Genomic DNA, 26,909 nt, shown 5'->3' with positions numbered 1-26,909 from the left:
TCCCCATGCTCGCCGGCTGCGCCGCCTGCGCGTGGGTCCGGATGACGCCGATCCTGCCGCTGCGCGGCACTGTTGCACCCCGGTCGCCCGACACGCCGTCGCAAGGATGTCTGAAGAACCAGAGATGGATCGAGCATCATGCAACGCTATCAGTTTCCCTATGTTCCAACCCCCCGTGGCCGGCCTCCGATGCGCTGGACCGACACGCAGGAGCCCACAACCTGCCGCCGCTGCAACACGCACTGGAAAGAGGGCGATCCAGCGTTGACGATTGCCTGCGCCGGCTGTGGAGCACCAGCGGATGAGCCGTGCCGCCGCAGTTCAGGTGGCAATGAGCGTGTGTGTGCCTGTCGCGACGAAGCGGCCGTCCAGATGGGGCTGCTCAAACGGTGCGACGGCCTGACCTGGGACGGTCGCCACGAAAAGCCGCTGCTGCTGCGGGAACGCCCGATCGCCCAGGCTCTGATGTGCCGCTCTGTGCGGACAGGCTCCCCGGTCAGTCGGTGGGCATCATGAGCCCTGATCTCGCGTCCTATGACAGAATCATCGTCGCTGTGTCCGGAGGCAAGGACGGCACAGCCTGTTTGCTTGCGCTGCTGGAAGCCGGTGCTCCGGTCGAGCGCATCGAACTCTGGCACCACGAGGTGGATGGGGCAGGGCGGTCCTTCATGGACTGGCCCTCCACAGGTCCGTATGTCGCTGCCCTCGCATGCGACTTCAACCTGCCGCTCTATCGCTCCTGGCGCGAGGGTGGCTTCGAGCGCGAAATGCTGCGGGATACTAAGAGGTGGCCCCGTCCGTTCGGACAGTTTTGTGGGCTTGATAAGCTATAGCCGGTTGTTGTCATGCCGCCTGTTTGACGGCGTTGCTGTTGGCCATCTGGTTTGGGGTTAACCCCAAACCAGATGGCGTCGGCACGTCATGATACGCCTCGTCGGGCGTTCGTCCAGCCAATGCTGAATGTGGACGTTGCCCGTTGTAATGCGCGATCCATGATGTGAGCCCGACCCGTAGTTCCGAACCGGTCTCAAACGCGTGCAGGTAGACGCATTCGTATTTCAGGGATCGCCACAGGCGCTCGATGAAGACATTGTCCAGCCAGCGTCCCCGCCCGTCCATGCTGATGCGGATCTGACGCTTCTCCAGCACCTCGGTGAACCGGGGGGTCGTGAACTGCGAGCCCTGGTCGGTGTTGAAAATCTCTGGTGCGCCGTAGTGGATCAGGGCCTCCTGCAACGCCTCGATGCAGAACTCGGCATCCATCGTGTTCGACAGCCGCCAGGACAGGACCCTGCGCGAGGCCCAGTCCATGATGGCCACGAGATACAGAAAACCCTTCCGCATCGGGATGTAGGTGATATCGGAGCACCACACCTGATTGGGCCGATTGATCACAAGATCCCGCAGCAGATAGGGATATTTTCGATGAGCCGGATGCGGCACTGTCGTGCGCGGCTTCTGGTAGATCGCCCGCAGCCCCATGATCGTCATGAGCCGGCGGACACGCTTGCGCCCGACATCATGCCCCAACCTGCGCAAATGCCGGGTTATCTGCCGCGACCCGTAATACGGCGTCTCCAGAAACTGCGCGTCGATCAACCGCATCAGCGCGAGGTTCGCGTCGCTCTCCGGCACGGGCCGGTAGTAGACGCCTGACCGGTTAAGCTGCAACAGCATGCACTGCCGCACCACGGAAAGCCGAGGCCGTTTCAGGTCAATCATTTGCCGCCTCTGATCACGCCCAACCGAACAGAGGCATCCCGCAAAAAATCCCGTTCCACCAGCAATTGCCCAATCTTGGCGTGAAGCTTTTCCACATCGGCCGGACTGGCCGCCGTCTCCGGTGTTGCCTTGCCAGAGAAAATGCCCGCCATGCCCTCAACTGCCTGGCGCTTCCACTGGGCAATCATCGTCTGATGCACGCCGTGCTTCGACGCCAGTTCCGAAAGCGTCTGCTCGCCCCGGATCGCCTCCAGCGCGACCCGCGACTTGAACTCGCCCGAATACCTCTTGCGCGTAACCTTACCCATAAATCCGTCCTCTCTCAGGCCGGTCTATAGCTTACGCCCCTGTCTGAAAAATGGGGTCCACCTCTCTACGCCCACAGCTCCGGTTGTTTTTGAAACGCCTGACGGGGTCGTCAGAACAGGAGGGCAGGGGCCAGAGGGGACACGCCTGCGCTTCCCCCAGGTCTCAGCCAGCCTCTCCGTGCGCTGGTGCTCGGCGAGCCTCAAGGTTGATGTGGCGGATCGCGCCTTGCGCGGACAGGACAGGTTTCTCAATCGTCGTACCCTGGTCGTGACAGGCGAGCGCGCCGAGGAAAGTCCTGCACGGGCGCGCTATGCGGCTTTTGAGCCTCACCGCACCGACACGAGAACCGGGACGCGTCGTCGTCGGTATGTCGACCACTGGAGGCCCGTGCACGCCTGGTCCGAGGCGGAGGTCTGGGACATTCTCAAGCGCTGGCGCGTCATGCCAGCCTATCCTTATCAGGCCGGATTTTCGCGCCTGTCCTGTGCGTTCTGCATCTTCGGCAATGCAGACCAGTTCGCCACCCTGAAATGGATGGATGCGAACCGGTTTGCGAAACTGGTCAGATATGAAAAGGACTTCGGCTGCACAATCAAACGTGACAGGGGGCTCGAACAGCTGTCGTCCGAGGGGACGGTCTTTCAGGCAGCCCGGTCGCGGCCCGACCTGGTCGCCGCCTGCCTGTCAGACCGTCCGTTGCAGACAGTTCTGACAGAGGACTGGATCCTCCCGGCCGGAGCCTTCGGCACCGGGGGAGGGCCGGTCTAGTCTCAGGCGCGAGCCGGACGGACGCGACGTTTCTCGGGAAGCTTCTTTACCGGAGGATGTTCTTCCTCCTGCGTTACAGGCTCCTGAGGCTCCGAGGCACGGGGCGTAGAGCCCAGGCCAATTTCGCGGGCGAGGGACGACCGCTTCTCGGAATAGCTGGGTGCGACCATCGGATACTCGCGCGGCAGGCCCCACCGGGCCCGGTACTCTTCCGGCGTCATATTGTAGGCCGTCTTGAGATGACGGCGGAGCATCTTCAGCTTTTTCCCGTCTTCCAGGCAGACGATGTAATCCGGAAACACGGAGCGCTTCGGGTTCACTGCGGGGATCGGGGCTTCTTCCGCGACAGGCTCCCGCGTGGTCGGGGTCGCGAGAGCGTCGTGCACGCTGCGGATCAGCGCGGGCAGATGGTCGGCGGAAAGCTCGTTCTGCGACAGATAGGCGGCCACGATGTCGGCGGTGAGTGGCAGAAGATCAGCATGAGGGTGTGCAATGGTCTCAATCAGGTCGGTCATAAATGTCCCTCAAGGTTCTGGAAGAGCTTTGGACATGGCGCTTTCAGGTCATGACTGCAAGTCGTTACGAGTATTACTGCTTCAGATCTTAACAGTTCCCTGAGCCGCCTCGAAACACGGTCATGTTTCTTTGATCGTGAGAGCACACATCGCAGAAGACGCGGACCGTAAAAGAAGAAGAGGAAAGAAAAGGAAGGGGGAGGAGGGGAGGCACCACGGGATCGCCCTGTGCCGCAAGGGGTGGGTCCGTCCGTGTCCTCGCTGGCGCTGCGGGCCGGGCGGTCCCGACGCTGACGCGTCGCCCTTGCCCCCCAGCACGACGCCGCGGTTGCCGGAGAGGGTCAGGAAAGGAGAAAGACGACGATGCCGAGCTTGGCCCTTACGTCCCCGGACACACAATCGCAGTTCAGTCTGGTTCAGGCCCATCAGGAAGGCTGGACCATCCTCGAAGGCTGCGGTCCCGAAAACATGGACACCCAGATCCGAGGCGTCACCTGTTCGGACCAGCACGCCTGGTGGCGGGTGTCACAGAAGGCGCGCTGCGGTTCCGAATACCATCGCGAGGCTCTGGCGCGTCTTTCCGACAATGAACGCGAGCAGATCAGCCTTCGGTTCGGACCGCTCTGATCCCCTGATGCCGCACGCCTGAGCCGGGCGCGGCCCCTCACGCAGTTCCACCATTCTGTTTTTCTGGCCCCCCGGTCTGCCGAGCGCAGCACCGGGCGCGGCCGCTTGTCCGGAGTATTCCCATGAGCAAGACACAGCTGAGCTTCTTCGACACATCCGCCCTCGGCGGCGCGAACGCCAATCTTTTCTGGGGTGAACTACCTGGAGACAAGGCGCTTGAAGAGGCAGCAAAGGTCGTTGCACAGGCCGCCAGCACTCCGCTTATCGCGCCAAAGATTGATTTCCGTCTCTGTGGCACACGTGCCCTGTCCCAGGGCTGGAAAGCGCGCGCACGGGACAACCTTGCCGCCATCCGTCTCGTGAGCGAACTGGAGACCGAGGGGCGCAATGCAACGCCCTCCGAACAGGCTTTGCTGGCGAAGTTTACGGGATTTGGAGCCGGGGAGCTGGCCAACAGTCTGTTCCCCCGTCCGGGCGAAGCCTTCCGTCAGGGCTGGGAAGAGATCGGCAGCCAGCTTGAGGAACTGACCAGCCAGCAGGAGCGGGCGGGTCTGGCACGGGCGACACAGTACGCCCATTACACGCCCGAGCTGATCGTCCATGCGATGTGGGATCTGGCCGCACAGATGGGCTTCCGGGGCGGCCGTGCGCTGGAACCGGGCTGTGGCACAGGGCTTTTCATGGCGAGCGTGCCCCCGAAGCTGGCCCCGAAAACCGCGTGGACCGCAATCGAGAACGATCCGCTGACGGCCCGGATCACGCGCAAGCTGTTTCCGAACCAGTGGGTCCGGTCCGAGGATTTCACGACGGCCAAGCTGGCGGAACGCTACGATCTGGTCATCGGCAACCCGCCATTCAGCAACCGCACGGTCCGGGGCACGGACGAGCTGGGCCGCCTCGGCCTGTCGCTGCACGATTATTTCATCGCCCGCTCCCTCTCCCGTCTGCGTCCCGGAGCCGTGGCGATGTTCGTGACGTCGCGGTGGACGATGGACAAGTCCGATGCCGGCGCACGGCGCACAATATTCGAGACGGCCGATTTCGTGGGCGGCGCACGGCTGCCAGCCGGGGCCATGCGCGACGATGCCGGAACGGATGTCGTGGTGGACGTGCTCGTGTTCCGCCGCCGCGCACCGGGAGAGGATGCGGGCGATGCCACCTGGCTGGACGTGGCGGCGCTGGAGGACACCGATCAGGGCGAAGGCCCACTGCGGATCAACCGCTATTTCGCGGAAAACGGTCAGCAGGTTCTCGGCCGGCACGACTGGACGAGCGGTCAGTTCGGACCCGAATACACCTGCAAGGCCAATCCGCTCCAGATGCTGGACGAGGCCCTGCCACTGGCCCTTGGCCGTCTCTCTTCGCTGGCCCGCTTCCCCGTCCCGCAGACACTCGATGTCGCGGCGGTGCAGGATAACCACGCCGCCGAGGTCGGAACGGCCGCAGACGGTGCCCTGCTGAAAGAGGGGAGCTACCTGCTGCACAAGGGCGTGCTGCACCAGATCATTGACGGCGAAACCGTGCTGGTGAAGGTGAAGAAAGGCGAGCAGAAAGAAGGGATCTTCCAGAAGCACGCCGCGATCATCAAGGGTCTGATTCCTGTCAGGGACGCGGCCCGGCTCGTGCTTCGGGCACAGGTGGAAAACCTGCCCTACAGCGCCCATCAGGCGGATCTCAAACGCGCGTATCAGGCCTTTGCCCGTCAGTTCGGGCCGATCAACCTCACCAACACCACAACGCGGGTGGATGAAGAGACGGGTGAGGAGAAGTCCACACAGCGGCGCCCGAACCTTCAGCCCTTCTACGACGATCCGGATGTGTGGCTGGTCAGCTCGATCGAGGAGTATGACGAGAAGAGCCAGACCGGCCGTCCGGGTCCGATCTTCAGCGAGCGCGTGATTCAGGCGCCGTCCGAGCCCGAGGTTCACGGCGCTCATGATGCGCTGGCGGTCTCCCTGCATGAGACAGGCGGCGTGGACGTCGAGCGCATGGCGGAGCTTCTGGGCCGCCCGGGTGAGGAGGTGCTCGCCGAACTCGGATCCTCGGTCTATCTCGACCCGATCCGCAGCACAGGTGGCCGTGAGGTCTGGGTGACGGCAGACGAAGCCCTGTCAGGCGCGGTTCGCACCAAGCTGGCGCAGGCCCGGGAGGCGGCCGAGCGCGACCGACGCTATCAGCGCAATGTCGCCGCCCTTGAAGAGGTCCAGCCCGAAGACCTGCGCCCGTCCGACATCACCGCCCGTCTGGGAGCCCCGTGGATCCCGGTGCCGGATGTCGAGGCTTTCGTCGCAGAGGTCATGGGCGTTCGCACGACCATTCACCACACGATGGAGGTAGCGACCTGGAGCGTGGACAAGAGCGGGTTTTCCGGCAAGGCGGAGGCCACCTCGGTCTGGGGAACACAGCGCCGCCATGCCGGGGATCTGCTGGACGATGCGCTCAATCAGGCCAGCCCGAAAATCTGGGACACCTGGCGCGATGAGAACGGCGAACACCGTGAGCTGAATACGAAGGAGACCGAGGCCGCCAAGGAAAAGCTGGCCGCGATCAAGACCGCGTTTGAGACGTGGGTGTGGCAGGACACTGACCGCGCCGAGCGTCTGGTGCGGCTGTATAACGATGCGTTCAACAACCTTGTCCCGCGCACGTTCGACGGCTCCCACCTGAAACTGCCCGGAGCGAGCACAGCAATCAGCCTGCGCGACCATCAGAAGCGGGTGATCTGGCGGATCATCGCCAAGGGCAGCACCTACATGGCCCATGCGGTGGGGTCCGGGAAGACGTTCTCGATGTGCGCGGCCGTGATGGAGCAAAAGCGCCTCGGCCTGATTTCCAAGGGCATGATCGTGGTGCCCGGGCACTGCCTTGCGCAGATGGCGCGTGAGTTCATGATGCTCTACCCGAACGCCCAGATCCTTGTGGCGGACGAGACGAACTTCGTGAAGGACAAGCGCCAGCGCTTCCTGGCCCGGGCGGCCACGGGGAACTGGGACGCCATTGTCATCACGCATGACGCCTTCAAGTTCGTGCCGGTCGAGAGCGCGTTCGAGCAGGAGATGGTCGAGGACCAGATTGCCTCCTACGAAAGCCTTCTGGAGAATGTGAGACGCGATGACCGTCTGTCGCGCAAGCGCATCGAGCGCCTGAAGGAAGGGATGGAAGCCAAGCTGAAAGCCCTGTCCAGCCGCAAGGACGATCTGGTGCATCTCGGCGAGATCGGGGTGGACCAGATCCTCGTGGATGAGGCGCAGCAGTTCCGCAAACTGTCTTTCGGGACCAACCAGTCCGACCTGAAGGGGATCGACCCGAACGGCAGCCAGCGCGCCTGGGATCTGTTCGTCAAAACGCGCTACCTCGCCAAGCGTAATCCCGAGCGCGTTCTGGTCATGGCGTCAGGCTCGCCGATTACCAACACCCTGGGGGAGATGTTCTCGATCCAGCGGTTCATGGACCTGCCAGCCCTTGTCGAGCGTGGTCTGCACGAGTTCGACGCCTGGGCCGCAAGTTTTGGCGAGACCCGCACGGAACTGGAGCTTCAGCCGAGCGGTCTTTACAAGCCTGTCACGCGGTTCTCCGAGTTCGTGAATGTCGCCGACCTGATGGCGATGTATCGCGACTTTGCCGACGTCGTGCAGCAGGACGACCTGCGACGCTACGTCAAACTGCCAGAGGTGGCGGGCGGCAGGCGTGAGATCGTCGTGGCCGATAGTGGGGATGCCTTCCGCGAGTATCAGAAGACGCTTGCCGAGCGGATCAAGACGATTGAAGAGCGCACGGGCAAGCCCCAGAAGGGCGACGACATCCTGCTGTCCGTCATTACCGATGCCCGGCACGCCGCCATCGACCTGCGTTTCGTGCGGAACTGGGCGGCCAATGACAACAGCAACAAGCTGAACGTCATGATCCGCAAGGTCTTCCAGATCTGGCAGGACACGTCGGCCAATCGCTACACCGACCCGGAAACGGGACGGGAGTACGAACTGCCCGGTGCCACGCAGATGATCTTTTCGGATCTGGGCACGGAATCCGCGCTGGAGACACGCGGTTTCTCGGCCTATCGCTGGATCCGCGATGAGCTGATCCGCATGGGCATCCCGCGCGACGAGATCGCGTTCATGCAGCACTACAAGAAGAGCACGGCCAAGCAGGCGCTCTTCCGCGACATGAACGCGGGCCGCAAGCGGATCCTGATCGGATCGTCCGCGACCATGGGGACTGGGGTAAATGCGCAGCAGCGGCTGATCGCCCTGCATCACCTTGATGTGCCCTGGCTGGTCTCGGACATCATCCAGCGTGAAGGCCGCATCGAGCGGCAGGGCAACCAGAACCCGGTGATCCAGCTCTACGCCTATGCCCTGAAAGGGTCGGTGGACGCGACCAACTGGCAGATGCTGGAGCGCAAGCAGAAGTTCATCTGCCTTGCCATGTCCGGAGACCGGACGATCCGCCGTCTGGAAGACGTGGGGGCGGAAGCCAACCAGTTCGCCATGGCCAAGGCGCTTGCGTCAGGAGATGAACGCCTGATGCAGAAGGCGGGACTGGAGGCCGAACTGGCGCGTCTGGAACGGTTGCAGGCCGCGCATCACGACGACCAGTATAACGTCCGTCGTGCCATTGACCGTGCCGAGCGTGACCGTGAGACGGCAGAGGCTGTGATCCCGCGTCTTCAGAACGACATCGCACGGCGTGAGCCGACACGCGGTGAAGCGTTCCGCCTGGTGCGCAAGGATAGGGAGATGACCGAGCGTGACAAAGCCGGCCAGTGGCTTCTCTCGCAGGCCCGTCTCGCCGCGCAGTCCGGGGAGAAAGGCAAGTGGACTCTCGGCACGATCGGCGGTTTCGAGATCCTGTGCGAGACCTGGCGCACCCGCTTTGACGGCGAGGAGACATGGGACGCGACCCTCGGTCTTGTGCTGGACGGGCGGATCCTCGGCATGGACTTCGACCGCGAGACAAGCCCGGTCGGGCTGGTCAGCCGGATCGAGAACGCATTGTTGCGGTTCGAGGCGGAGCTGGCGGACGCGCGCCGTCAGGTGGAGGAAGCCGAGCGCAAGCTGCCCGGCTATCGCGCCCGTGTGGGTCTGGCGTTCCCGGAGGCGGCTTTGTTGCAGGAGAAACGCGAGGCCATGGCGGCCCTTGAGGCGGATCTGGCAGCCGATACACAGCGCCGTAAGGAAGCGGAAGAGGCTGAAGCAAAGGCCGCGCTCGAAGCTACGTGAAAATTGGGAAGATAGTCAGAAATGCGGGGAGAGCGGAAAGTCGCCTTACAGAAAGGAACGACAAAGGAGCGAGCTTGTCGGAATAGATAGCAGACGCCTTCGCTCTTGGCGTTTGGTACCCAACGAGAACACCACTACAGTAGGATAGAAACGACTTGTCGCAACCGGAACCACTTAGATATACAAAAATACAGATTTTGGAATTGATACCCTATGGAGGTAACTATGACCACTTTTTCGGAATTGCCGTTCAACTCACGCCCAGATTTGACTCCGTATCTACTACACATGACAAAGAATACGAAATCTATAGGCGGTCAGTCTGCGTTCAAAAATCTTATAAATATTCTTAAATCTGGAAAAATTATCGGGAGTGGAAACAGGGGGTTTATAAAGGGTCCTAATAAAGCCACATGTTTTATGGATGTGCCATTTTCTTCGTTGAAGTATGTTCTAACCCCAGAAAATTCTGATCCAGAAAAGCCCCGGTACGAGCCTTATGGGATTGTATTAACCAAGGCGACTTCCTACAAAAAAGGATGCCGTCCTGTTTTGTATCTTTCAGACGATGAAAAAAGATCCCTTAAAATACCCGATGATGAACTTTGGCGGGTGGTGAGATTTGAAGTAAAAAATGAGCATTGGATTAGCTGGGTTCATGAGAGAGAATGGAGAAGCAAAGGGGATCTCAAGCTTCCATCTGAGATACTCGCTGTTTTAGTCAAAACAACCAAAGAAGCGTCCAAGCTGCATAGAATTATGCAAAACTATCCAAATAAATTTAAGAGTAAACCACGATCTATAATACCATTAAATCTTATATGCCAAGGACTTATTTCATAAAAAATGAGAATCCTGTAGAAGACAAAAATATTTTGGGAATATCGAATATGAGAGTGCAAGGGGCACGTCACTCATTGAAGGCGACACTCGCCTCCATTGGGACAATGATAAAGTGCCTTCAAACTACGTCCGCTTTTGGAAACCTTCTTATCCCGATTAAACGACCGCTATGTAGGCGGAAGCGGTCTTCTCAAGGATAGCGAGAAACGCGTCGTGCCGTAGGCAGAAGCTTCCGGAATTGTGTCAGTACGGGACGCATGAACGCATCACTGAACTGACCGAGGGATGACGTGTGCTGCAAGTAATACGAGGTAGCGGTCGGATCCAGGTTGTATTCGTCCAACAGGATCCATTGGCGCAATTCCTGATCAAGGCCTGCCCGCTTTTTCTCGGTTGCCGGGACTTCGACTGCAATGCGTGCCCCAGAGGGTTGTTTCGTCGTCAGGGGAAGGAGCAGAACGTATTGACGATCATCACGTCCCACAAAGACTGCGGCCACGGCCGTTGGACGATTTTTGCGTCCTTCTGTTTCGCCACTCCCGCTCTGCCAATGCCAGAGATAGGGGTATCGCAGAACCATCCCGGGCCTAAAAGTCTGACTCATGGTTCTGTGCGGGTTTCCAGCAGGTAACCATCAATCGCATTTGCTACGTCGTGCACCAGATCCTGAGGCATTTCCGTAGTGGCACCGGCAGTACGCTCTGGTGCGCTTCCCACCAATGCCTCGTATTGTTCGACACTTAGCATGACCAACCGTGGTTTGCCGCGCTGATTAATTGAAATTGGCCCTTGCAGGGCGCTGGCGATGATGTCTCCGGATTTGCGGGACAAATCGCTTGTCGAGAATGTGCGCATAGCGTTCTCCTTTATTTACATAAAATACAGCATTCACGGATTTGATGCAATTTCTGAAGGAAGAGTGTTTTGAAAGGGGGAAGGACAAGAAGGAAAGGCCGGGCTGTCACGAACCAGCCAGCCGCGCAAGGCTCAGGCCGGGCGCGCTTCGCGCGGCCTTGCGCGGCTGGCTGGCCCGTGACGCGGGAGGAACCTCTGAAAAATCATAGAAAGAGCGTTCCATGGCCGAGCTTCGCCGCGTTGATCCGAAAACCCTTGTGCCCAATCCGAACAATCCGCGCTCTTCCATCGGAAGCCTTGAGGAGCTGCGCAAACTCGCGCTCAACATCAAGGCGATTGGTATCCTCCATCCCCCGGCCGTCCGGGAACTGGAAGACGGACGCCTGATGATCGTGGCAGGCCACCGTCGGACAGAAGGCGCCATCTATGCGGGCCTTTCCGAAATCGACGTGTATGTCGGGGATCAGAGCGAAGACCTTGATGCCCTGGCCGCCGTCAGTGAGAACTTTGTCCGGCTCGACATGACCGAGCCCGAGCAGTGGCGGAGTGTCACGCGCCTGCGAGAGGAGCTTGGCTACACGGATCCGCAGGTCTGTTCGACGCTGATGGTGACGCCGACCTATCTCAAGCGCCTCAGCCTGTTGGCGAAGCTGCACCCGCCCATCCTCGACGCCATTGCCCTTGGGCGTGGACCGGATGACCGCCAGCGCAAGATTATCGCCCAGGCATCTTTGGACGAGCAGCGTAACGCATGGGCGGAAATGTTTTCCGAAAGCGTGGAAGACGACGAGGATCCGGCCGAGTATCGCGTGAAGGCGAAAGATCCGGAGGACACCGTGGCCTGGGGCGCCCTTGCCCGGAACCTCGAACAGAAGGAATGGTACGCCCGCGACGCCCGGTTTGGCGACGAGCTTGCCCGCAGGCACAATATCGTCTGGATGGAGGACCTGTTTGCCGAAGCCGATACGGACAGCCGCTATACGCTCGATGCCACGGCTTACGCGGCCGCACAGCAGGACTGGCTGGACAATGAGCGGCCCGAAAACTCCATTGTCCTGACCACGGACGAGTACGGATACATCCGCGCCCCCGAAGGCTTCATTACCATAGGAACCTGGATGGCGACACAGGAGGGTGAGGTCATGGGGTACGGCCTCAATCCCCGAAACCTGAAGATCGTGGAAGAACGCTGCCGTCCGTCTGTTGCCTTTACACAGAGCCACGCGAACGGACCCGCAGAGCCCGAGGCCCCGAAAGAACGACCGGATGTTTCCGGGACCGGCCACAAGATGATCGGCGAGATCCGCACCGTCGCTTTGCGCGAAGCCCTCGGCGAGGTGGCCGAGACAGCCGATCCATGGGAGCTGATCGCAGCCCTCCTGCTGGCGCTGGAAGCCGAGAACGTCCGTGTGCATGGCGATGCCAGCGGAAACAACTGGTCAGAGCCAACCGCCCGCACGCTTGCGATGGCTGACCTGTTCCCCGAAGGCAGCCTTGTCCGGGACGAAAAGCTGATCCGCCGCCATGCCGTCACCGTCCTGCAAAGCATCCTGAACTGCGACGTGTCGATGCACAGCGGCAGTGGCCTGCCCGCGCAGCTCGTGGGCGTTCTGTTCGGTGCCGACCAGAAGATGCCGAGCATGGCCTTTGAGGCGTTCCTCAAATGCTACAGCAAGCCCGGCATCACCAAAGCGGTTCAGGCCGAAGGCCTTGCGCCGCAGAACACCGGCAAGGAGATGCGTGCGGTCCTTATGAACCATGTCGGGGAAGGCCACTGGCTGCCCGAAGTCGCATCGTTTGCGCAGGCGCAGGACGTCTGGACGCAAAAGCAGAAGAAAAAACAGGCGAAGATCCGCGAGCTGGAAAGCGTGGTGGACGATGAAGACCTGGACGAGATGCCTGAAGATGATTTCGATGGAGCAGCCGATGATGAGGCCGACCTGTCGCACGGCCCTGTCGTGCCAGTGACGGAGCCGGACTCCGAAGAGACTTTCTCTCTGCAAGCGCCCGAGCCCGAGCCGTCGGAGCACAACGAGGCCATGCAGTTCATGCGGGACCACCTCGAAATCGTGGTCGTGGCCTGAAGCAGGGAGCGGGAAAAGAAAAGGAAAGGAGGGGAGGGGCGCTGCCATCGCGCTCCGGCCGGGTCAAAAGGTGGCTCCTTACCGGCTTCGCCGCCTCCGGTGCCGGCGCACGCGCCGCTTTTGACCCGGCCGTCCCGCGCTGACGCTGGAGAAGACATCACGAAAATCCAAAGGAAAAGGATCAGACGATGTTCGTCCCCTCTCTCGTTCCCGTTCAGGTCGGCACCCGCGTTTACACGCATCTCTACAGCCGGGGAGCCGGGATCGTCATGGCCGTTTACGGCAAGGCCAGCCCGACCACCGTCCGGTCCCTGTCGCGTGGCGGGGCCATCGTGTCGGGCGGGAGCGCCTCCTACGATATCGTCTTTGCCTGTGGCTCGATCTCCCGTCGTCTGCCCGAGGCCATTCTGCGCGGTGTCCAGTGGCGGATCGAAGCCGACAAGAAACTGGCAAGCGCTGAGGAGATCGCCTTCCTCCGCACCCATGCCGAAGAGGTTGAGGCTGAGAAGGTGGCAGTCGAAGCGCGCGCGAAAGCCGAACATGCCGCCGAGGTCGCAGCACTCCGCGTCAATCCGGACTATGCCCATCTGGAGCAGGGCGACGACAGCAGCGGCACGCTGGCGGCCAAAAACATCCGCCGGATGCTGAAGAAGGCTTTCCCGAAGGTGAAGTTTTCCGTCCGCAAGAGCCACTACGGCAGTGTGACCGTGCGGACCGAGGAGGATCTGGACGAGACGGCGACCGAAACCCTCAAGGCCATCACGTCGCGGTTCAAGTCCGGTTATTACGACTGGCAGTCTGACTGCCACCTGACGAGCAACAGCCCCTGGCAGGATGTGTTCGGCTGCTCCGAATTTGTGAGCGACTGAGCCTCTCTTTTTTCGTCCGCCCTTCAAGGCCGCCCGCTCCGGGGCGGCCTTTTCCATTTCTGGAGCCCGACATGCCTGTTTTTATTGTGACGCTCAGCGAGCGCCAGCTTCTCTCCGATCGCGTCAACTTTCAGGTCGAGGCCGAGACGGCCGAGGCAGCCGGTCAGCTTGTGCTGGACGCGACGGCCGACGAGGCGAATGAAAGCGGGCTGCGCCCGGTTCACCTACCGGACGGTCAGAAGACCGTTCTCGAACCTGAAAATGTGTCCGGGACCGAGATTTCCGTTTCCGTCCGACCCGCTGACGAGCCACAGGCGGTCGCCGTCGAGATCGGCGCAGGCTGGCATCTCGACCTGACAGCGGCCGAAGCGCGGCGCCTTCTGCCCGTTCTGACGGGAGCCGTCGTGGACGAGGATGATCCACACACCAGCGCCCTCTGTGCCCGCCTCGCGCGGCAGCTCGCCAATCTCGCGCAGTAGGAAACAGGGAAGAAAAGAGGGGGAAGGGGAAAGGGAGGGAGGGGGCACCACACCGGAGCCTGTCCGGCAAAGGGTGGGTCGGCCGTGTCCTCGCTGCGCTGCGGGACGTCCGATCCCGCTGCGTTGCAGCGCCTTTGCCAGCCAGTCTCCGCTGCGGTCGCCGGAAGAGGTCATGAAAGAAAACAGGAGAATGACATGGCCGACTTTTCCGATCTGCGTCCCCGCAACCGCACAGAATGGCTCGAAGTCGCGGGCTTCGTAGGAGGTGCAGCGCTGTTCGCAGCCTTCATCGTTCTGGTGGTGGTGCTCCCCGCCTTTCTCTGACCGATCCGAGATCAGCCGCCCTCACGGGCGGCGCTGTCCTGTGTGGAGATCACCATGCCGACATACACTCTGGCTGCCATTCCTGCGGCCTCTCACGGGAGCTTCATCTCCTGTTCATCTCCGGACCGTTACAGAAAGACCCGGATCGAGGCGCCTGATCTTGCCGGGATCCGGGCGGCCGTCGCCGAGTATGGCACGCGCCTGCGCGGCGACTATCCGGAGGCCTCCTTTCTTGTGTCTGTGACACCCGAGCGTGGGAGCGATCATCCCGAGGGCTTCTGCGAGACCCGGTGGAAGGGATCCCTCGGTACCGAGCAGTGGATCAGGATGATCCCTGAGGAGACGCCGTTCAAAGCCTACCTCGCCAAGGTCGAGGCGATGCTCGCCCGCGAGGTGCGGTCATGAACGGCTTGGAGCCAGCGTCCATTGCGTGCCCGTCCCTGCGGCGGCCGCCGATCGAGCCTCAGGGCCTCACCGCAACGCAGTTCAGTGACACGGTCGAGAAAACGAAAATCGGTAACGCGCTCCTGTCTTTCATCGCGCGCGGGTTTCCGCAGAGCGCGTGGAACCGCACACTTTACAACCGCCTGAGCCAGATGTTCGGGCATATCGCCCATTTCGACATCCACGGCTTCTGGGGCGCGCAGTTCTCCACGACACAGGCGCGTCTGGGCTTCCTGCGCGGCATCGTCCTGCACGGCTGTTATGGCGATCCGGCCTGGACCTGGTCGGACGTCGAACGCGACATCCGCAACCGCGTCATCGGCAGCGGGCTGATCGACGCTTACGCGCGCGCCCTTGCCGCCGAGCAGGAGGCACGCGACCGGGCCGATCTGGCCCGTCTGGCACAGCGCTTCAGGATCTCCCTGCCATCCGAACACCAGCCTCTCCCTGCCGCGCCCGTGCAGGCCGAGCTTTTCTGACACGGGCCAGAGAAAAGGACAGAGCAATGGCTCAGACCCTCAGCCTTGCCATCGTCATTGGCAACCTTGGCGCGGATCCTGAGATCCGCACAGGACAGGACGGACACCGCGTGGCCCTTTTCCGTCTGGCGACAGACAGCCACCGCACCGACACACACACTGGCCGCCGCGTCCCGCAGACCGTGTGGCACAGGATCGTCTGCCACAACGACTTTCTGACGGATCTTCTGGAGCGACGCGCCCGCAAGGGTCAACTCGTGTTCGTGCGCGGCGCTTACGAAGTCCGCCCGGGTACCGATCAGGGGCCGCCTGAACCCGAGATCGTCGTGAGCGCCCAGGACGGGGACGTGAGGATCCTCACCGACACAGGCCGCTGACGCCCTCTTTCTTCGAAACACGCACGTAAACCGGCCCTGGAGCCGGTCTTTTTATACCCGCTTCCTGACAGAGGCGGGTCTCAGGAGGTTTTATGTTCTATTCGACGCCCGCTCCTCTCACAGTCCCTCGCAGTCAGGCGCGCGCCCTGAGTGTCCGCCTCATGGCTGAGGCCGTGCTCCTGGAGGACACGGATCAGTCCCTCATGCTGCCATCGCGCCTGACGGCCGGTTTCCGCCGCAAGGCCGCGACGCTGCGCCGCCGCTCGCAGGAGAAGCTCCTGGACAGCCTCGATCGTCCGGAAGGTGTGGCATGAGGACGGCGACGGTGGACCGCCGCGCGTACTCACGCCGTTTCTGGGAAGGAAAAACGCGGTTCTCACAGGCCGTGAGACGCACACTGGCGGAACTGGAACGACAGAAAGGGCAGACGAAGAAGGACGAAGACGGGATGGCCGACATCGAGTCTTCGAAAAAAAGGCTATCCGGCGTTTGGGGTTGATGGGCTGAATCCCCGGCTCGTTGTGAAGGTAGCTCAGGCCACTGCCTGAGCTACCATATCGGGGTGACGTCCGATGACCCGGACGTAGGCTACAGCGAAGTCGGGGGCCATCGCCCGTGCCTGTTCCCAGTCACGTAACGTGCCGACAGGGACGCGGAAACGGCTGGCAAATTCGACCTGAGACAAACCGAGATCGTTACGGGTTTTACGGATCAACCGCGCTCTTTGCCCACGCTCCATGCCTTCGGTGGATACCGCACGGTCTTCGGAATCCGCCGGATCAGCAGGCAGAATGATATGCTTTCTCTTCACCTTTGTTGCTCCTTCTCACGGAAATGAAGCGGGGCAGATCGTCCCGCCAGACAAACACACCGGTGAACAGCTTCTCGCCCACGACGCCAACCACTTTGTAGCGATCCTCCTCATCCTCGATGCGGATGGTGGGCAAGATCAGGTGATTATCGTCCTCGAAAATAAGGTCGCCAAAGGCCAGAGACAGCTTGTGCTTTTTTTGGTTGGCGAGGTCTTTTGCGAGGTCAAACCTGTTATCCACGAGACGGTAATACGGGATACCCGTAGCCATTGTAAAGAAAAAAACTATGGGTGTCCCGTAACTTTTGGGCATTTCGACAGGTCGCCATCAACCTCATATGCCGGATAGACAAAAAAAGCTGAGGCCGAGGGCTTCAGTCGCAGATGGCACGGGCAGACTGATGACACTTCTTGAAGGATCCGTTCATGCCGAACCATCAGACGTTGCCGCTTCAACCACCCCTTGCGGGGTGGCACGGAGCTGTGTTCCGACCTCGCCGTCATGCGATCAGTGTGACAGTCACGGTCCGAGGGTCTCAAGACAACCCTTCGGGCTCCAGACCGCGTCTTTCGTCAAAAGAGGGCCGCGTTCATCGCAGGACGTTGTCCCGCGCTGCCCGCAACCCGCTTTTGCCGATCCGCAGTCTTCCGGTCCTGACACCCTCGGCCCGCAACTGTCGTGTTCCTGGCAGGACGGGACGAGAAAAACGTCTCCACACAGCTCCTTTCAGCGGCAACACCGGGGGCTGCGCTGCCCCCGAAACCCCCGCAGGACGAACAAGAAAAACCGGTTTTTGTCGCTCTGGACGCAAGAACTATTTCAATCAATCAAGTAAATATATTGCATGGTATTCCGTTGTATTCAGTGGATATTGTGACGTTAATTTACTATACTTTCCAAAGATCGAAAGTAACGGACGTTCGGGAGGATTTTCCGTCATGGCTTACCAGAACTCGCCTCAGCAGATGAACGACGAACTCCAGAAGTTTCGTGACGAGATCAGTTGCATCGTTGTTCTGGAACATGCCGGTTACAGGTTCGCCCGGTCCGAAAGCTCCGCCCGGCACATGCGCTTTCGTCGCCAGAAGGGCGAGAGCATCATCGTGACCCACGGCGGCAAGGGCTGGTGGGATCCGCACAATTCCTCTTCGATCGTCAAAGGCTCGGTCATCGACCTGGTCCGCTTTCTCAATCCGGGCATGTCCCTTGGCAACGCGCGCGTGGAACTCCGTGGAATGCTGGGCCTTGCGCCGAGCGGGGCCGAGTACGTGGCAGAACCGAAGGAGCGCAAGCCCGCGCGTGATCCGAAATATATGTGGAAGAACCGTCAGGCTCCCCAGCCGGGTTCGGCCGCCTGGATCTATCTGACCCGCGACCGGGCGTTGCCGGAAAGCATCCTGCGTCTGGCCATCGAGCAGGGTCTCCTGCGGGAAGGTATGAAGGGCACGGCCTGGTTCGCCCATAGCAACAATGCCGGTGAGCTGACCGGCATGGAAATGCGCGGGCCGGACTATCGCGGCTTCTCCTCGGGCGGCGGTGGCAAGCTGCTCTTTCGGATGAGGACTGGCGAAAAAGGTGAAACGCCCGTTCGTCTGGTCATCGGTGAGTCTGCCATCGACGTGCTGTCCTATGCCGCCATGGACCCGTTCAATTTTGAACCCAGCTTGTATGTCTCATCAGGCGGCGGCATGAGCCCCGAGGCCCTGGAGGAGTTTCGTGCGCTTCTTGGCACCCTTGAGGCAGGCGGCCGCGTCATGATTGCCGTGGACTGCGATGCCCAGGGCGACCGTTATGAAGAGATCTATGCGCCCATGATCCGTGAGGCCGGGCTGAAACCCCTGCGGTACTCACCCAGTGCCCGGGACAAGGACTGGAACGCCGTCCTGCAGCGCCGCGCCCGTCAGGACGTGGCCGCATGAAACAGAGTAAATCTAGTCTGAGCTGGCAGGCCATCACCCTGATCCTGTGGCGGCAGGACGCAGAGGCCATGAAAGTCTGGAAGCGTGCCGGGGTGGGATCTTCTGCCCCTGAAGTCTTCTGTGAGGCGCAGACGCCCGAGGGTCTGGTGCAGGGGGTCGTGATCGGCGGTGATCGCCTGAACGACGCCTGGGACCGCGACGGCGAGCTGGTCGTCTTCACCCGCAAGTCCATGATCGTCCGTCTGAACGGACCTGAACTCCCAACGCTCACTTTGTCAGCCTGCCCCAAGGCTTTTGAGGACGTCATGATGTATAACGACACCCGCTCTGCGGCCCGCCAGCATATCGACCAGATGGTTCTCAAGAGCGGCCTGACCTTCAACATGCTGGGCCACGAAAAGGCCTCTGCGATCTGGATGGATCATGCGCGCCGTCTCGGCTGTACGGATCCGGAAGCGCCGGAGATGCCGGTCCCGCATCAGCTTGTGTGGCTGGGCAGCGGCCTGAACCGCGCACTGGCCCTCGTCATTGCCGGGCGTTGGGATGGCCCTCATGAGGGCTTCAATCTCTATCATCCGCTGACCCTCTTTACTGACAGCAGCAATGTCGTGGCCGTCGAGGATCCGGTGGCGTCTGAAGTCTATCCGGTTGAGCAGGTGCCCGCATGAGCGCCTATCCCCAAACCCTCGCACCCGTACTGGATCCGCTGACCCCAGTGCAGCGTGAAGCCGCCATGGCGCTCGGCCGCGTGCTGGTCCTGGCCGGGGCTGGAACGGGAAAAACGAAGACGCTTACGGCTGGTGTGGCGTGCCGGATTCAGATGTATGGGATGCGCCCGTCACAGATCCTGTGCGTGACCTTTACCAACAAGGCTGCTCAGGAAATGCGCGAGCGCATCACGGGCGTCTTGGGCGAGGGGCAGGCTCCGTTCTGGCTTGGCACCTTTCACGGCCTCGGCGCGCGGCAGCTCCGGGCGGAGCCTGAGGTGGCGCAGTTGCACCCTGGCTTTGACATCCGCGATGCGGACGATGCGACGGCGCTGATCCGTCGTCTCATGAAGGCCATGGACCCCGACACTGTGCCCGAACCGGACACAGGCAAGAAGTGTGACGTCCGGCAGGTCAAGACAATGGGCGAGCGGATCGGGCATCTGAAGGAGAACCTCGTCACACCTGAGGCCGCACCGGCCTGGGTGCGCGGGCTGATCGAGCGCCGCCGTGCAGCGCGTCAGATGGTCGATGTCGAAGGCTGGGAGTTTGCCGTCCGGCTCTACCAGATCTATCAGGCGACCCTGCGCGAGCAGAATGCCGCCGACTTCTCCGACCTGCTGATGTGGCCAACGCTTGCGCTGATGAACGACCGATCCTACCGCGACCGGTGGTCGCAGCGCTTCACATCCGTGATGGCCGATGAGTTTCAGGACGTGAACCGTGCACAGATGCTCTGGCTCACCTATATGTCTGAATACTCACGAGAACTCTTCGCTGTGGGCGATGATTCGCAATCAATATATTCCTGGCGTGGGGCCAAAATTGGCTTCATCCGAAACTTCGTTCGGGAGTTTGACGGGGCCAGACTTTTCAAGCTCGAAGAGAACTTCCGCTCGACGCATCATATCCTCCAGGCCGCCAACGCCATCATCGCGCGAGACCCGGGCCGGATCCCGAAGACCTTGTTTACCCAGAAGGGCGACGGTCAGAAGATCGAGGTGCTGAGCTACGATTATGCGTCAGATGAAGCTGACGCGATTGCAGCCGAGATGGGACGTCGTGCGGCAGAAGGTGTGGCCTGGCATGACATGGCGATGATCTACCGGATTAACCGTCTGTCCCGCTCTCTGGAAGAAGCGCTGCTCAAGGCGCGTATCCCCTACGAGATCATCGGCGATGTCGGCTTCTATCATCGCGCCGTGGTGAAGGACGCGCTCGCTTTCCTGATGCTGGCGGCCTGTCCGGACAGTCGCCAGTCCGATGAGGCGTTCCGGCGCGTGGCCAATGTGCCCAGGCGAGGCCTTGGCGCCAAGGCGCTTGGCCAGATAGAGCAGGAGGCGCAGGATCGCGGCCTCAGCCTGTGTGCGGCCGTCACTACGGCAACGCTTCCCGCCAAGGTGCGTGACAGCCTGCTTGCCTTCCGTGAGACGGTCTCGCGGATCGGCCAGATCCCGGACATGCGGCTTTGTGATCGCCTCGATACGCTCCTGAAGGAGACCGGCTACTACACGATGTGGCGGGAGGCCGCGTCTGAAGAAGGGGAGACGGCCTTGCAGAACCTGTCCGAGCTGGTCGGGCTGGCCGAGGGCTTTACCCGGCTTCAGGATCTTCTGGAGCACGCGGCCCTGGCCACGGCCTCACCGAACGAGCGTGGGCGCGATCGGGTGCAGCTCATGACCATGCACCGCGCCAAGGGTCTGGAGTTTCCCCACGTTTTCCTGCCAGCCTGGGAAGAGACAGTCTTTCCGGGGATGGGCGAGCGCAATTATGAGGAGGAGCGCCGTCTGGCCTATGTGTCGCTGACCCGTGCGATGCAACAGGCCACGATCAGCAGTGTCGGCTATCGTCAGGGTGTTTCAGCGAGGCCGTCAGGCTTCATTGAGGAAATCCCAGCCGAGCATCGCGTGACGGGCTGGCTGCGCCAGCAGGGGCAATCGAAGAGAAGAGAGACAGGGGGCCGGTTCCGGCACACGGCGGCCACTCTTGATGCCATGGGGTTTTAAGGCATGCCCGATCATCACAGTCCTGACGACAGGCCATACACCTCCCTGCGGCCCAGGACGAAGTCTGGCTGGCTTTATGACTGCGACGTGTGCGGGAAGGGGGCGGCTTTCGGGTTCATCGGACCGAAAGGCGATACGCACTACTGCTCCGAACACCGTCATCTGGGACGAGGTGTTGCCCCGGCTCCTATGCCGCGAGCGACGCGACCTCAGTGACCTGTCATGTTATCTTGCGTATAGACAGACACTCTACACAGTCAAAATTTGAAAAAGGCATTTGAAATGACCACAGACGTTGAAACAGATTTCCGTCATCTAACGGCCGATATTGTCGAAAGCTACGTCAGTGCTCATGAGGTACCGGTAGAGCAGATTCCCGAGCTGATCCGGACTGTCCATGCAGCCCTGGCGTCGGCCGGTCAGCCGCCCGAGCCAGAGCCAGTCGAGCTGGTCCCGGCCGTCAATCCGAAGCGGTCTGTGTTTGAGGACTACATCGTCTGTCTCGAAGACGGAAAGAAGCTGAAGCTTCTCAAACGGCATCTCATGAGCGCATACAATCTGACTCCGGATGAATATCGCGCCAAATGGGGACTGCCCTCTGACTATCCCATGACCGCGCCTGCTTACTCCCGTCACCGCACGGATCTGGCTCACAAGATCGGTCTGGGGGCTACGAAGGGCGGTCGGAGCAATCCGGCTTCCGAGCCAGAAGAACCAGAGATTCCCGTGCGTCAGATCCCACAGAAGCGTCGCGGACGCCCTGCAAAGGTCTGAGTCTCTTTTAGGAAGTCGCAGAAGCGGTCTTTACCTTTGCGGGGTAAAGCGATCTTTTCAGATCCAATGAACCGCAAGGATCGACCGTGACCCGTTATTTTTCTTCTCTTGCCCTGGCAGCCGGCCTCACGGCCGCTGCTCTTTCGCCAGCTTTTGCCCTCGATCCCGCGCTCGGGAGTATGGGGCCTGCGACACCCAACCTGTCGGGCAAAGGCCATACGGCCTCTGTCGCGACCGCATTTGAAGTCGTCCCTGACAGTCTTCAGGATCTTCTGAACAAAAATTACCTCATCCATTCCAGCGCGGGCGAGGAAGGCAACATCCTGATCCTTCAGAAGGACAATGGCCCGGCACGACCCTACACCTGGGTGCGGTGCGAGCTGATCGGTGATCACAATGGCAATACGCGTCTGACATTCAGTCAGCATGTGACGTCCACCTGCTGGAAGCTGAACTGATGTGTGATGCGATGCCTGTCTCAAAGACCGGGCCGTTTCGCCCGCAGACCCAGCAGGTCGTGGATGCGTTGAACACGGCCTTTCCTGGCCTGTATGCGGGTGTCTGCAAGGCTTCCGATCTGCCGTCCGAGGCCGAGGGGGAGCACGACGACGATCTTGAAGAGGACGGCCTGCTCAGCGATTTCGTATTTCTATCGGATGGCTGGGCCGTCAGGGTCGATTACGATCCTGAAGATCCTGATCTTTGTCTCGGCCTGTCGGCTGGCAGCACGGAGACGTCGGCCGAAGGCCTGGAAGTCGATCTCGATGACGGCGAGGAAATTCCGGATGGCGTCCTGAAAGACGTCACGGACTTTATTGACGAGCAACGCCAGGCGTCGGCAAAACACTGACCTGTCCCGATAAGGGAGGCACCTTTGGCGCTTTCCTTATCCATCTCAGCAAGGAAGGACTGGCCGCGTGACTGGTGAACCGATCTATCCCGCCCCCTGCACATATGAGAGCCTGACCGAGCCGCAGAAAGAGGCTGTTGGTCAGTTCATGTCAGAGCGTTTGAAGCAGAAAACCCGAGGGATTCTCCCGGGAACGCTGCATACGGTGGTCGAAAAAGGGCGGATTCATGCGTTCGTCTCCTGGGACGAGCATCATGTTTATGAAGTCAGCCCGATCACCAGCCTTCGCCTGGTGCTCGATCCTGATGGGCGCCCTCTGGGCTGCCCGAAAGACGGGCTTCTCTATCTCTCCGACGTTAGCGGGGAGGTGGTAGTCAGGATCCTGCCAACAACCCGGTATACAGCGGCCGCCATCGGTATTGCCGTGGAATAAGGCGCTGCGCGCCTATTTCTTTGTGTGATGGGCGACGCGCACGATCCTCTGCCACAAGCCCATCATCAGTCCTGACGCCTCTCCGCAGTTGTGTCGCAGTTCGTCGGCGAGGGCGTCCGGAGTTCTGACACAGGCCTGAAGGGCCGGGCTGACGCTAGCGCGCCCTGTCAGGACCACGCGATTCAGGATCTCCACATCCAGACAGGCCTGTGACGTCATAGCGCGGACGGCTGCGCAATGGCCCGCATTCTGGCGAAGAGGGCTGTAGATCAGCCGGCCATCCTCCTCTTTCCCTAGACGTTGGCGCCAGTATTCGTCATTCGGATGCCCGCTCAGATGGCCCGCATAGTGCTTGGTCTCGATGACCATGAGGGCACGGGGCAAAAGGACGAGATGGTCAATCTGGGTTGTGCCATCACCAGAGGCCTTGGGAAGACGAACGTCATGGAGGCTCGGCCGTCCCAGTTCGTTCAGGAGGGTTCGGATCCTGTCCTCGCCTTTCGCACCTTTGAGTTCGGCCTGAAGGCTCTTCCAGGCTGCGTGCGCGGTGTCACTGCGCTCGATGCGGGACGGACCGCCACGCGGCCGTAGTCTCAGGCGGACCACTGGTGGTATTCCCGTTTGTGAGAATAAGTCGTCATCCTGTTCTCCCCTGTATCTGCACTGTGGGTAAGACTAGGCGTTCGGCCTGCGACTTATACGCTGAGGGACAGCGCTCTTACGGACCGGTATCCAAAAACTCATCCAGCAGCGCCAAAGCAGAAAAAGAAGACAAAAAAAGCCGGGGCAAAGCCCGGCCTTTCTGATCCCATACGGGAGAGTGGCTTTTACTGCGGCTGACCGCTCGGCGCTTCGGCAGCAGTCCCATTCATCTGACCCGGCTTCGTGGAGTGCTCCACGTCATAGGCCGTGGCCTTCTCTTCGTAGGAGCCTTTGGCTCCTGGATGATCCTTGTCATAGAGCGCAGCCTTCTGGCGTGCTTCCTTCCGATATTCATGTCGGACGTACATACCGGTGATGCATCCGCCCGTGGCGCCCAGAACACCGTGATGGTTGGCAACATGGCCGCCTACGGCGCCTGCGGCACCGTACTTGAGGCATCCACCCGGCTCTGCCTGGGCGGAAGCAAGTGTTGTTCCCAGAAGTCCGGCAGCAGCGGCAATCATCAGGGAGGTTTTCATAAAAGCATCCTGTTTCTCAATAGGCTCCGGCAAGGCCGGATCGTTGAACATCCATAGAAACAGATGAAGGTTAGAGGAGTTGCAGGTGGGGACAGGAAGGGAAGAGGCGGGAAAAGGAAGTCCAGTCGCCACAGGCCGTCCGGCCGCCACAATGGTTCGGCCGCACGCGGCCCGCGCCCTGGAGGGCGCGCCATTGTCCCGTCCAGCCGTCTGCGCCTGAGGGAAAACATCTGAACAGAGAAAAGGATATTTTCCGTGGCTACTCCCGTCACAACAGTCTTCACGCTTACAGGCCCGCAGGACCGTCTGCGCCAGATCGCCGAAGAGCGCGCCTACCGGACCTGCGCACCGGACCAGATGGCGTGGGAGACCGACACCACACTGGTGATGACCCTCGAAAACGGGATCGGAACGTCGTTCCTTGACCACGGCCATGGGCTGTCCGACGACTTTCCGGACGTCAGTATCCGGGGCATGGAGTATTTCGACTGCTTCGATGATCCGGGCTTTGCCAAATGGCAGGGCGGTCAGCTCGTCTATGAAGCAGACCTCATCACCGTTTTCTCGATCCTGTTTCCAACAGACCCTTCGAAAGACTGGGCGGGTTGTTGCGCCAGCTTCTGGCACAGGTCTCAGCCTCTCTCGGCGGCCATAGCCGAGAACTGTCCGGACTTAGACCTGATGCCATTGAGGCAACTGGCAGGGCCAGCGCCCGGATGGGTCCAGACCTCGGATGGCTTCGCCACCCTTTTCCTCCGGCTGCCCTCAACACCCGATGCGCAGGATGGTCTCGGCGTGATCTTCTATCCGGGGATCGGCAGATGCACCCTGCTGACAGGTATCGACCGCTTCGGCGGCGTGGCCCTGTTTAGGCGTCAAGCTTATGGACAGATAAGCGCACAGTGTCCCGAACTGCGTGCCGTCCTGCGAGAGTGCTGGAAGGCTGATGAGAAGAAGAGGCGGAAAGCGCGCCAGAAGCAGAAGGTGCTGAGGAGGAGATTGAAGAAGGCAGAGCAGGAGAGAGGGATAATGTGTTTTCTTTCTTCGAGACTGACCCGTGGGTGATCTGAAGGGCAGAAGAAGGGAAGGATTCGGGGCGGCCCTGACGGGTTCGTTCACCCTATTCCGCTAGGCTCCTGCGTCGCCAAGCTCCACCGAGCCACAGGGTTCAGCCGCCCTTGGTCGGGCGTCTGGCCCCTGCGTCTCGGCCCTTCCGGGTAACGGTTCACCCGCATTCTTTTCCGATGACGGACGGTCCTGGTGTGGGTGATCTGTTCGTGAGACGGCTCCTCAACCTCCCCGGCCAGTCCTGCGGACCGTCCGGGGAGGCACGTTCCACGACGGCGGCCTCGCATCCAGCGTTCAGTCTGACAGTCGCCGTGCCAGTCCGTAAAGCCACTGCACATCCCTCGGCGGCAGGTGTCAGGCCCGCGTCTGCTGGCAGGGCCGCACGCGACCCCGCAGCAGCCGCAAACCTGCCCCCCTTGCTCAGGACGCTCCGGGCTTGACGGCCTGTCCCGTCGCCCGTCTTGGCCGGTGGCAGGATGGGCTCAGGAAAACGCCACCGTCGTTCCACTCTCGTCTCCGTCAATGCGCTCGCCGCACGGGCAGGATGGGTCTAGGAAAACATCAAATACCTATTGAGCAATCAACAAGTAAATCGCACATTTCTGCGGCTTTATTTCTTCGTAAATGGCGGTTTTCTGCCGTTTTTTGTTGACTGTCACCAAGTAAAAACCTATTATCTATTCATGGACAGAGGCGATCGCGCCGAACAAGTCCAGTCGATACGTTCCCTAATTCTTGGAGGCTCTCATGGCTGGTTCCGTTAACAAAGTCATTCTCGTTGGCAACCTTGGCAAAGACCCGGAAGTTCGCAATACGCAGTCCGGGTCCAAGGTCGTGAGCTTTACGCTGGCCACGTCCGACACCTGGAACGACCGGCAGAGCGGCGAACGTCGTGAGCGCACCGAATGGCACCGGATCGTCATCTTCAATGACCGTCTGGGTGATGTGGCCGAGCGCTTCCTCCGCAAAGGCCGCAAGGTCTATCTCGAAGGCGAACTCCGCACCCGCAAATGGACCGGTCAGGACGGTCAGGAGCACTACACCACAGAGGTTGTTATTGACCGTTTCCGGGGTGAGCTGGTGCTGATCGACAGCAACCGGGGCAACAGCGATGAAGGCGAGGGCGGCTTTGCTGGTGGAAGCAGTGGCGGCCGGTCAGGTGGATCGTCTGGCAACGGAAACCGCAATGGCGGCTGGGATGCGCCCGCAGGGAACGATCTTGACGATGACGTGCCGTTTTGACGC

The 26,909-nt window shown here is 60.8% G+C and carries 33 protein-coding genes; 24 read left to right on the top strand and 9 right to left on the bottom strand.

What is annotated here, in order from left to right; all coding sequences use genetic code 11:
* The first annotated feature begins 138 nt into the window (after positions 1–138).
* On the top strand, positions 139–516 hold the full coding sequence (locus tag HKD21_RS12530; protein ID WP_062499591.1) for a hypothetical protein: 378 nt from the start codon (positions 139–141) through the stop codon (positions 514–516).
* On the top strand, positions 513–833 hold the full coding sequence (locus HKD21_RS12525; protein ID WP_228121454.1) for a tRNA lysidine(34) synthetase: 321 nt from the start codon (positions 513–515) through the stop codon (positions 831–833). The genes HKD21_RS12530 and HKD21_RS12525 overlap by 4 nt, the downstream gene beginning before the upstream one ends.
* A gap of 10 nt (positions 834–843) precedes the next feature.
* Here the strand turns inward: HKD21_RS12525 and HKD21_RS12520 are convergent.
* A protein-coding gene (locus HKD21_RS12520) for an IS3 family transposase (RefSeq protein WP_194255972.1) occupies positions 844–2,030 on the bottom strand; the annotation gives its coding sequence in 2 pieces (ribosomal slippage) (positions 844–1,760 and positions 1,760–2,030; 1,188 coding nt in all).
* Between the two features lie 178 nt (positions 2,031–2,208).
* Between HKD21_RS12520 and HKD21_RS12515 the strand changes: the two genes are divergently transcribed.
* Positions 2,209–2,799 carry a phosphoadenosine phosphosulfate reductase domain-containing protein gene (locus HKD21_RS12515; RefSeq protein WP_407646575.1) on the top strand — a complete coding sequence of 197 codons (591 nt, stop codon included), beginning with the start codon at positions 2,209–2,211 and terminating at the stop codon, positions 2,797–2,799.
* Positions 2,800–2,801: 2 nt separating this feature from the next.
* Here HKD21_RS12515 and HKD21_RS12510 read toward each other — a convergent pair whose 3' ends face one another.
* A complete protein-coding gene (locus tag HKD21_RS12510; protein WP_062499595.1) occupies positions 2,802–3,314 on the bottom strand; it encodes a MucR family transcriptional regulator in 513 nt (170 codons plus the stop codon).
* Positions 3,315–3,677: 363 nt separating this feature from the next.
* On the opposite strand from HKD21_RS12510, the gene HKD21_RS12505 reads away from it, so the two are divergent.
* From HKD21_RS12505 to HKD21_RS12495, 3 genes are all read left to right on the top strand, one after another.
* Positions 3,678–3,941, top strand: coding sequence for a hypothetical protein (locus HKD21_RS12505; RefSeq protein ID WP_062499596.1), 264 nt, complete (start codon positions 3,678–3,680; stop codon positions 3,939–3,941).
* 122 nt (positions 3,942–4,063) lie between these two features.
* The gene (locus HKD21_RS12500) at positions 4,064–9,160 is read left to right on the top strand and encodes a DEAD/DEAH box helicase family protein (protein ID WP_194255971.1); all 5,097 of its coding nucleotides are present in this window, start codon (positions 4,064–4,066) and stop codon (positions 9,158–9,160) included.
* A gap of 225 nt (positions 9,161–9,385) precedes the next feature.
* A complete protein-coding gene (locus HKD21_RS12495; protein ID WP_194255970.1) occupies positions 9,386–10,003 on the top strand; it encodes a hypothetical protein in 618 nt (205 codons plus the stop codon).
* A gap of 190 nt (positions 10,004–10,193) precedes the next feature.
* On the opposite strand, the gene HKD21_RS12490 is transcribed toward HKD21_RS12495, so the two are convergent.
* Both HKD21_RS12490 and HKD21_RS12485 read right to left on the bottom strand, forming a co-directional pair.
* Positions 10,194–10,607, bottom strand: coding sequence for a hypothetical protein (locus HKD21_RS12490; RefSeq protein ID WP_228121452.1), 414 nt, complete (start codon positions 10,605–10,607; stop codon positions 10,194–10,196).
* Positions 10,604–10,858: a type II toxin-antitoxin system prevent-host-death family antitoxin gene (locus HKD21_RS12485; RefSeq protein WP_016738627.1), complete on the bottom strand. Its 255-nt coding sequence runs from the start codon at positions 10,856–10,858 to the stop codon at positions 10,604–10,606. Before HKD21_RS12485 ends, HKD21_RS12490 begins: the two co-directional genes overlap by 4 nt.
* Positions 10,859–11,079: 221 nt before the next feature.
* Here HKD21_RS12485 and HKD21_RS12480 point away from each other — a divergent pair, with 221 nt between their 5' ends.
* The 9 genes from HKD21_RS12480 to HKD21_RS12440 all read left to right on the top strand — a co-directional run bounded on the left by HKD21_RS12480 (position 11,080) and on the right by HKD21_RS12440 (position 16,413).
* On the top strand, positions 11,080–12,942 hold the full coding sequence (locus HKD21_RS12480) for a ParB/RepB/Spo0J family partition protein (RefSeq protein WP_194255969.1): 1,863 nt from the start codon (positions 11,080–11,082) through the stop codon (positions 12,940–12,942).
* A 188-nt stretch (positions 12,943–13,130) separates the two neighbouring features.
* On the top strand, positions 13,131–13,811 hold the full coding sequence (locus HKD21_RS12475) for an LPD29 domain-containing protein (protein ID WP_194255968.1): 681 nt from the start codon (positions 13,131–13,133) through the stop codon (positions 13,809–13,811).
* A gap of 71 nt (positions 13,812–13,882) precedes the next feature.
* Positions 13,883–14,290 (top strand): hypothetical protein, encoded by a 408-nt coding sequence (locus tag HKD21_RS12470; protein WP_194255967.1) that lies wholly within the window; start codon positions 13,883–13,885, stop codon positions 14,288–14,290.
* Positions 14,291–14,485: 195 nt separating this feature from the next.
* Positions 14,486–14,614, top strand: coding sequence for a hypothetical protein (locus HKD21_RS14540; RefSeq protein WP_263595676.1), 129 nt, complete (start codon positions 14,486–14,488; stop codon positions 14,612–14,614).
* Positions 14,615–14,668: 54 nt separating this feature from the next.
* On the top strand, positions 14,669–15,019 hold the full coding sequence (locus HKD21_RS12460) for a hypothetical protein (RefSeq protein WP_194255965.1): 351 nt from the start codon (positions 14,669–14,671) through the stop codon (positions 15,017–15,019).
* The gene (locus HKD21_RS12455; protein ID WP_194255964.1) at positions 15,016–15,537 is read left to right on the top strand and encodes a hypothetical protein; all 522 of its coding nucleotides are present in this window, start codon (positions 15,016–15,018) and stop codon (positions 15,535–15,537) included. Before HKD21_RS12460 ends, HKD21_RS12455 begins: the two co-directional genes overlap by 4 nt.
* Positions 15,538–15,563: 26 nt before the next feature.
* Positions 15,564–15,914, top strand: a complete 351-nt coding sequence (ssb, locus tag HKD21_RS12450) for a single-stranded DNA-binding protein (protein WP_172493778.1) — start codon at positions 15,564–15,566, stop codon at positions 15,912–15,914.
* Positions 15,915–16,006: 92 nt separating this feature from the next.
* The gene (locus tag HKD21_RS12445) at positions 16,007–16,228 is read left to right on the top strand and encodes a hypothetical protein (RefSeq protein WP_061500341.1); all 222 of its coding nucleotides are present in this window, start codon (positions 16,007–16,009) and stop codon (positions 16,226–16,228) included.
* Entirely contained in the window at positions 16,225–16,413 is a 189-nt protein-coding gene (locus tag HKD21_RS12440; protein ID WP_194255963.1) for a hypothetical protein, read from the top strand. Before HKD21_RS12445 ends, HKD21_RS12440 begins: the two co-directional genes overlap by 4 nt.
* A 33-nt stretch (positions 16,414–16,446) precedes the next feature.
* Here HKD21_RS12440 and HKD21_RS12435 read toward each other — a convergent pair whose 3' ends face one another.
* The gene (locus HKD21_RS12435; RefSeq protein ID WP_010505506.1) at positions 16,447–16,725 is read right to left on the bottom strand and encodes a helix-turn-helix domain-containing protein; all 279 of its coding nucleotides are present in this window, start codon (positions 16,723–16,725) and stop codon (positions 16,447–16,449) included.
* Entirely contained in the window at positions 16,694–16,996 is a 303-nt protein-coding gene (locus HKD21_RS12430) for a BrnT family toxin (protein ID WP_228121449.1), read from the bottom strand. The genes HKD21_RS12435 and HKD21_RS12430 overlap by 32 nt, the downstream gene beginning before the upstream one ends.
* A gap of 668 nt (positions 16,997–17,664) precedes the next feature.
* Between HKD21_RS12430 and HKD21_RS12425 the strand changes: the two genes are divergently transcribed.
* From HKD21_RS12425 to HKD21_RS12395, 7 genes are all read left to right on the top strand, one after another.
* The gene (locus tag HKD21_RS12425) at positions 17,665–18,645 is read left to right on the top strand and encodes a DUF3991 and TOPRIM domain-containing protein (RefSeq protein WP_194255962.1); all 981 of its coding nucleotides are present in this window, start codon (positions 17,665–17,667) and stop codon (positions 18,643–18,645) included.
* The gene (locus HKD21_RS12420; RefSeq protein WP_194255961.1) at positions 18,642–19,313 is read left to right on the top strand and encodes a hypothetical protein; all 672 of its coding nucleotides are present in this window, start codon (positions 18,642–18,644) and stop codon (positions 19,311–19,313) included. The genes HKD21_RS12425 and HKD21_RS12420 overlap by 4 nt, the downstream gene beginning before the upstream one ends.
* Positions 19,310–21,358 (top strand): ATP-dependent helicase, encoded by a 2,049-nt coding sequence (locus HKD21_RS12415; RefSeq protein WP_194255960.1) that lies wholly within the window; start codon positions 19,310–19,312, stop codon positions 21,356–21,358. Before HKD21_RS12420 ends, HKD21_RS12415 begins: the two co-directional genes overlap by 4 nt.
* Before the next feature lie 282 nt (positions 21,359–21,640).
* Complete coding sequence (locus tag HKD21_RS12410) at positions 21,641–22,132, top strand: MucR family transcriptional regulator (protein WP_194255959.1); 492 nt, start codon at positions 21,641–21,643, stop codon at positions 22,130–22,132.
* A gap of 86 nt (positions 22,133–22,218) precedes the next feature.
* The gene (locus tag HKD21_RS12405; RefSeq protein ID WP_061500330.1) at positions 22,219–22,590 is read left to right on the top strand and encodes a hypothetical protein; all 372 of its coding nucleotides are present in this window, start codon (positions 22,219–22,221) and stop codon (positions 22,588–22,590) included.
* Positions 22,590–22,982 carry a hypothetical protein gene (locus HKD21_RS12400; protein ID WP_062273651.1) on the top strand — a complete coding sequence of 131 codons (393 nt, stop codon included), beginning with the start codon at positions 22,590–22,592 and terminating at the stop codon, positions 22,980–22,982. Before HKD21_RS12405 ends, HKD21_RS12400 begins: the two co-directional genes overlap by 1 nt.
* A gap of 67 nt (positions 22,983–23,049) precedes the next feature.
* On the top strand, positions 23,050–23,415 hold the full coding sequence (locus HKD21_RS12395; protein WP_194255958.1) for a hypothetical protein: 366 nt from the start codon (positions 23,050–23,052) through the stop codon (positions 23,413–23,415).
* Positions 23,416–23,427: 12 nt separating this feature from the next.
* Here the strand turns inward: HKD21_RS12395 and HKD21_RS12390 are convergent, their stop codons facing one another.
* Together HKD21_RS12390 and HKD21_RS12385 are read right to left on the bottom strand one after the other, a co-directional pair.
* The gene (locus HKD21_RS12390) at positions 23,428–24,021 is read right to left on the bottom strand and encodes a nuclease-related domain-containing protein (protein WP_194255957.1); all 594 of its coding nucleotides are present in this window, start codon (positions 24,019–24,021) and stop codon (positions 23,428–23,430) included.
* A 221-nt stretch (positions 24,022–24,242) separates the two neighbouring features.
* Positions 24,243–24,596 (bottom strand): hypothetical protein, encoded by a 354-nt coding sequence (locus tag HKD21_RS12385; RefSeq protein ID WP_194255956.1) that lies wholly within the window; start codon positions 24,594–24,596, stop codon positions 24,243–24,245.
* Between the two features lie 255 nt (positions 24,597–24,851).
* Here HKD21_RS12385 and HKD21_RS12380 point away from each other — a divergent pair, with 255 nt between their 5' ends.
* Positions 24,852–25,661, top strand: a complete 810-nt coding sequence (locus HKD21_RS12380) for a hypothetical protein (RefSeq protein WP_228121447.1) — start codon at positions 24,852–24,854, stop codon at positions 25,659–25,661.
* 160 nt (positions 25,662–25,821) lie between these two features.
* On the opposite strand, the gene HKD21_RS12375 is transcribed toward HKD21_RS12380, so the two are convergent.
* Complete coding sequence (locus tag HKD21_RS12375) at positions 25,822–26,172, bottom strand: hypothetical protein (protein WP_194255955.1); 351 nt, start codon at positions 26,170–26,172, stop codon at positions 25,822–25,824.
* 239 nt (positions 26,173–26,411) lie between these two features.
* Here HKD21_RS12375 and ssb (HKD21_RS12370) point away from each other — a divergent pair, with 239 nt between their 5' ends.
* Entirely contained in the window at positions 26,412–26,906 is a 495-nt protein-coding gene (ssb, locus tag HKD21_RS12370) for a single-stranded DNA-binding protein (protein WP_194255954.1), read from the top strand.
* The last annotated feature ends 3 nt before the right edge of the window (positions 26,907–26,909 follow it).

It is taken from the genome of Gluconobacter cerevisiae (assembly GCF_015244675.1).
GTDB lineage: Bacteria > Pseudomonadota > Alphaproteobacteria > Acetobacterales > Acetobacteraceae > Gluconobacter > Gluconobacter cerevisiae.
The sequence above is the reverse complement of the archived record's forward strand: the minus strand, read 5'-3'. Positions and strand labels throughout refer to the sequence as shown.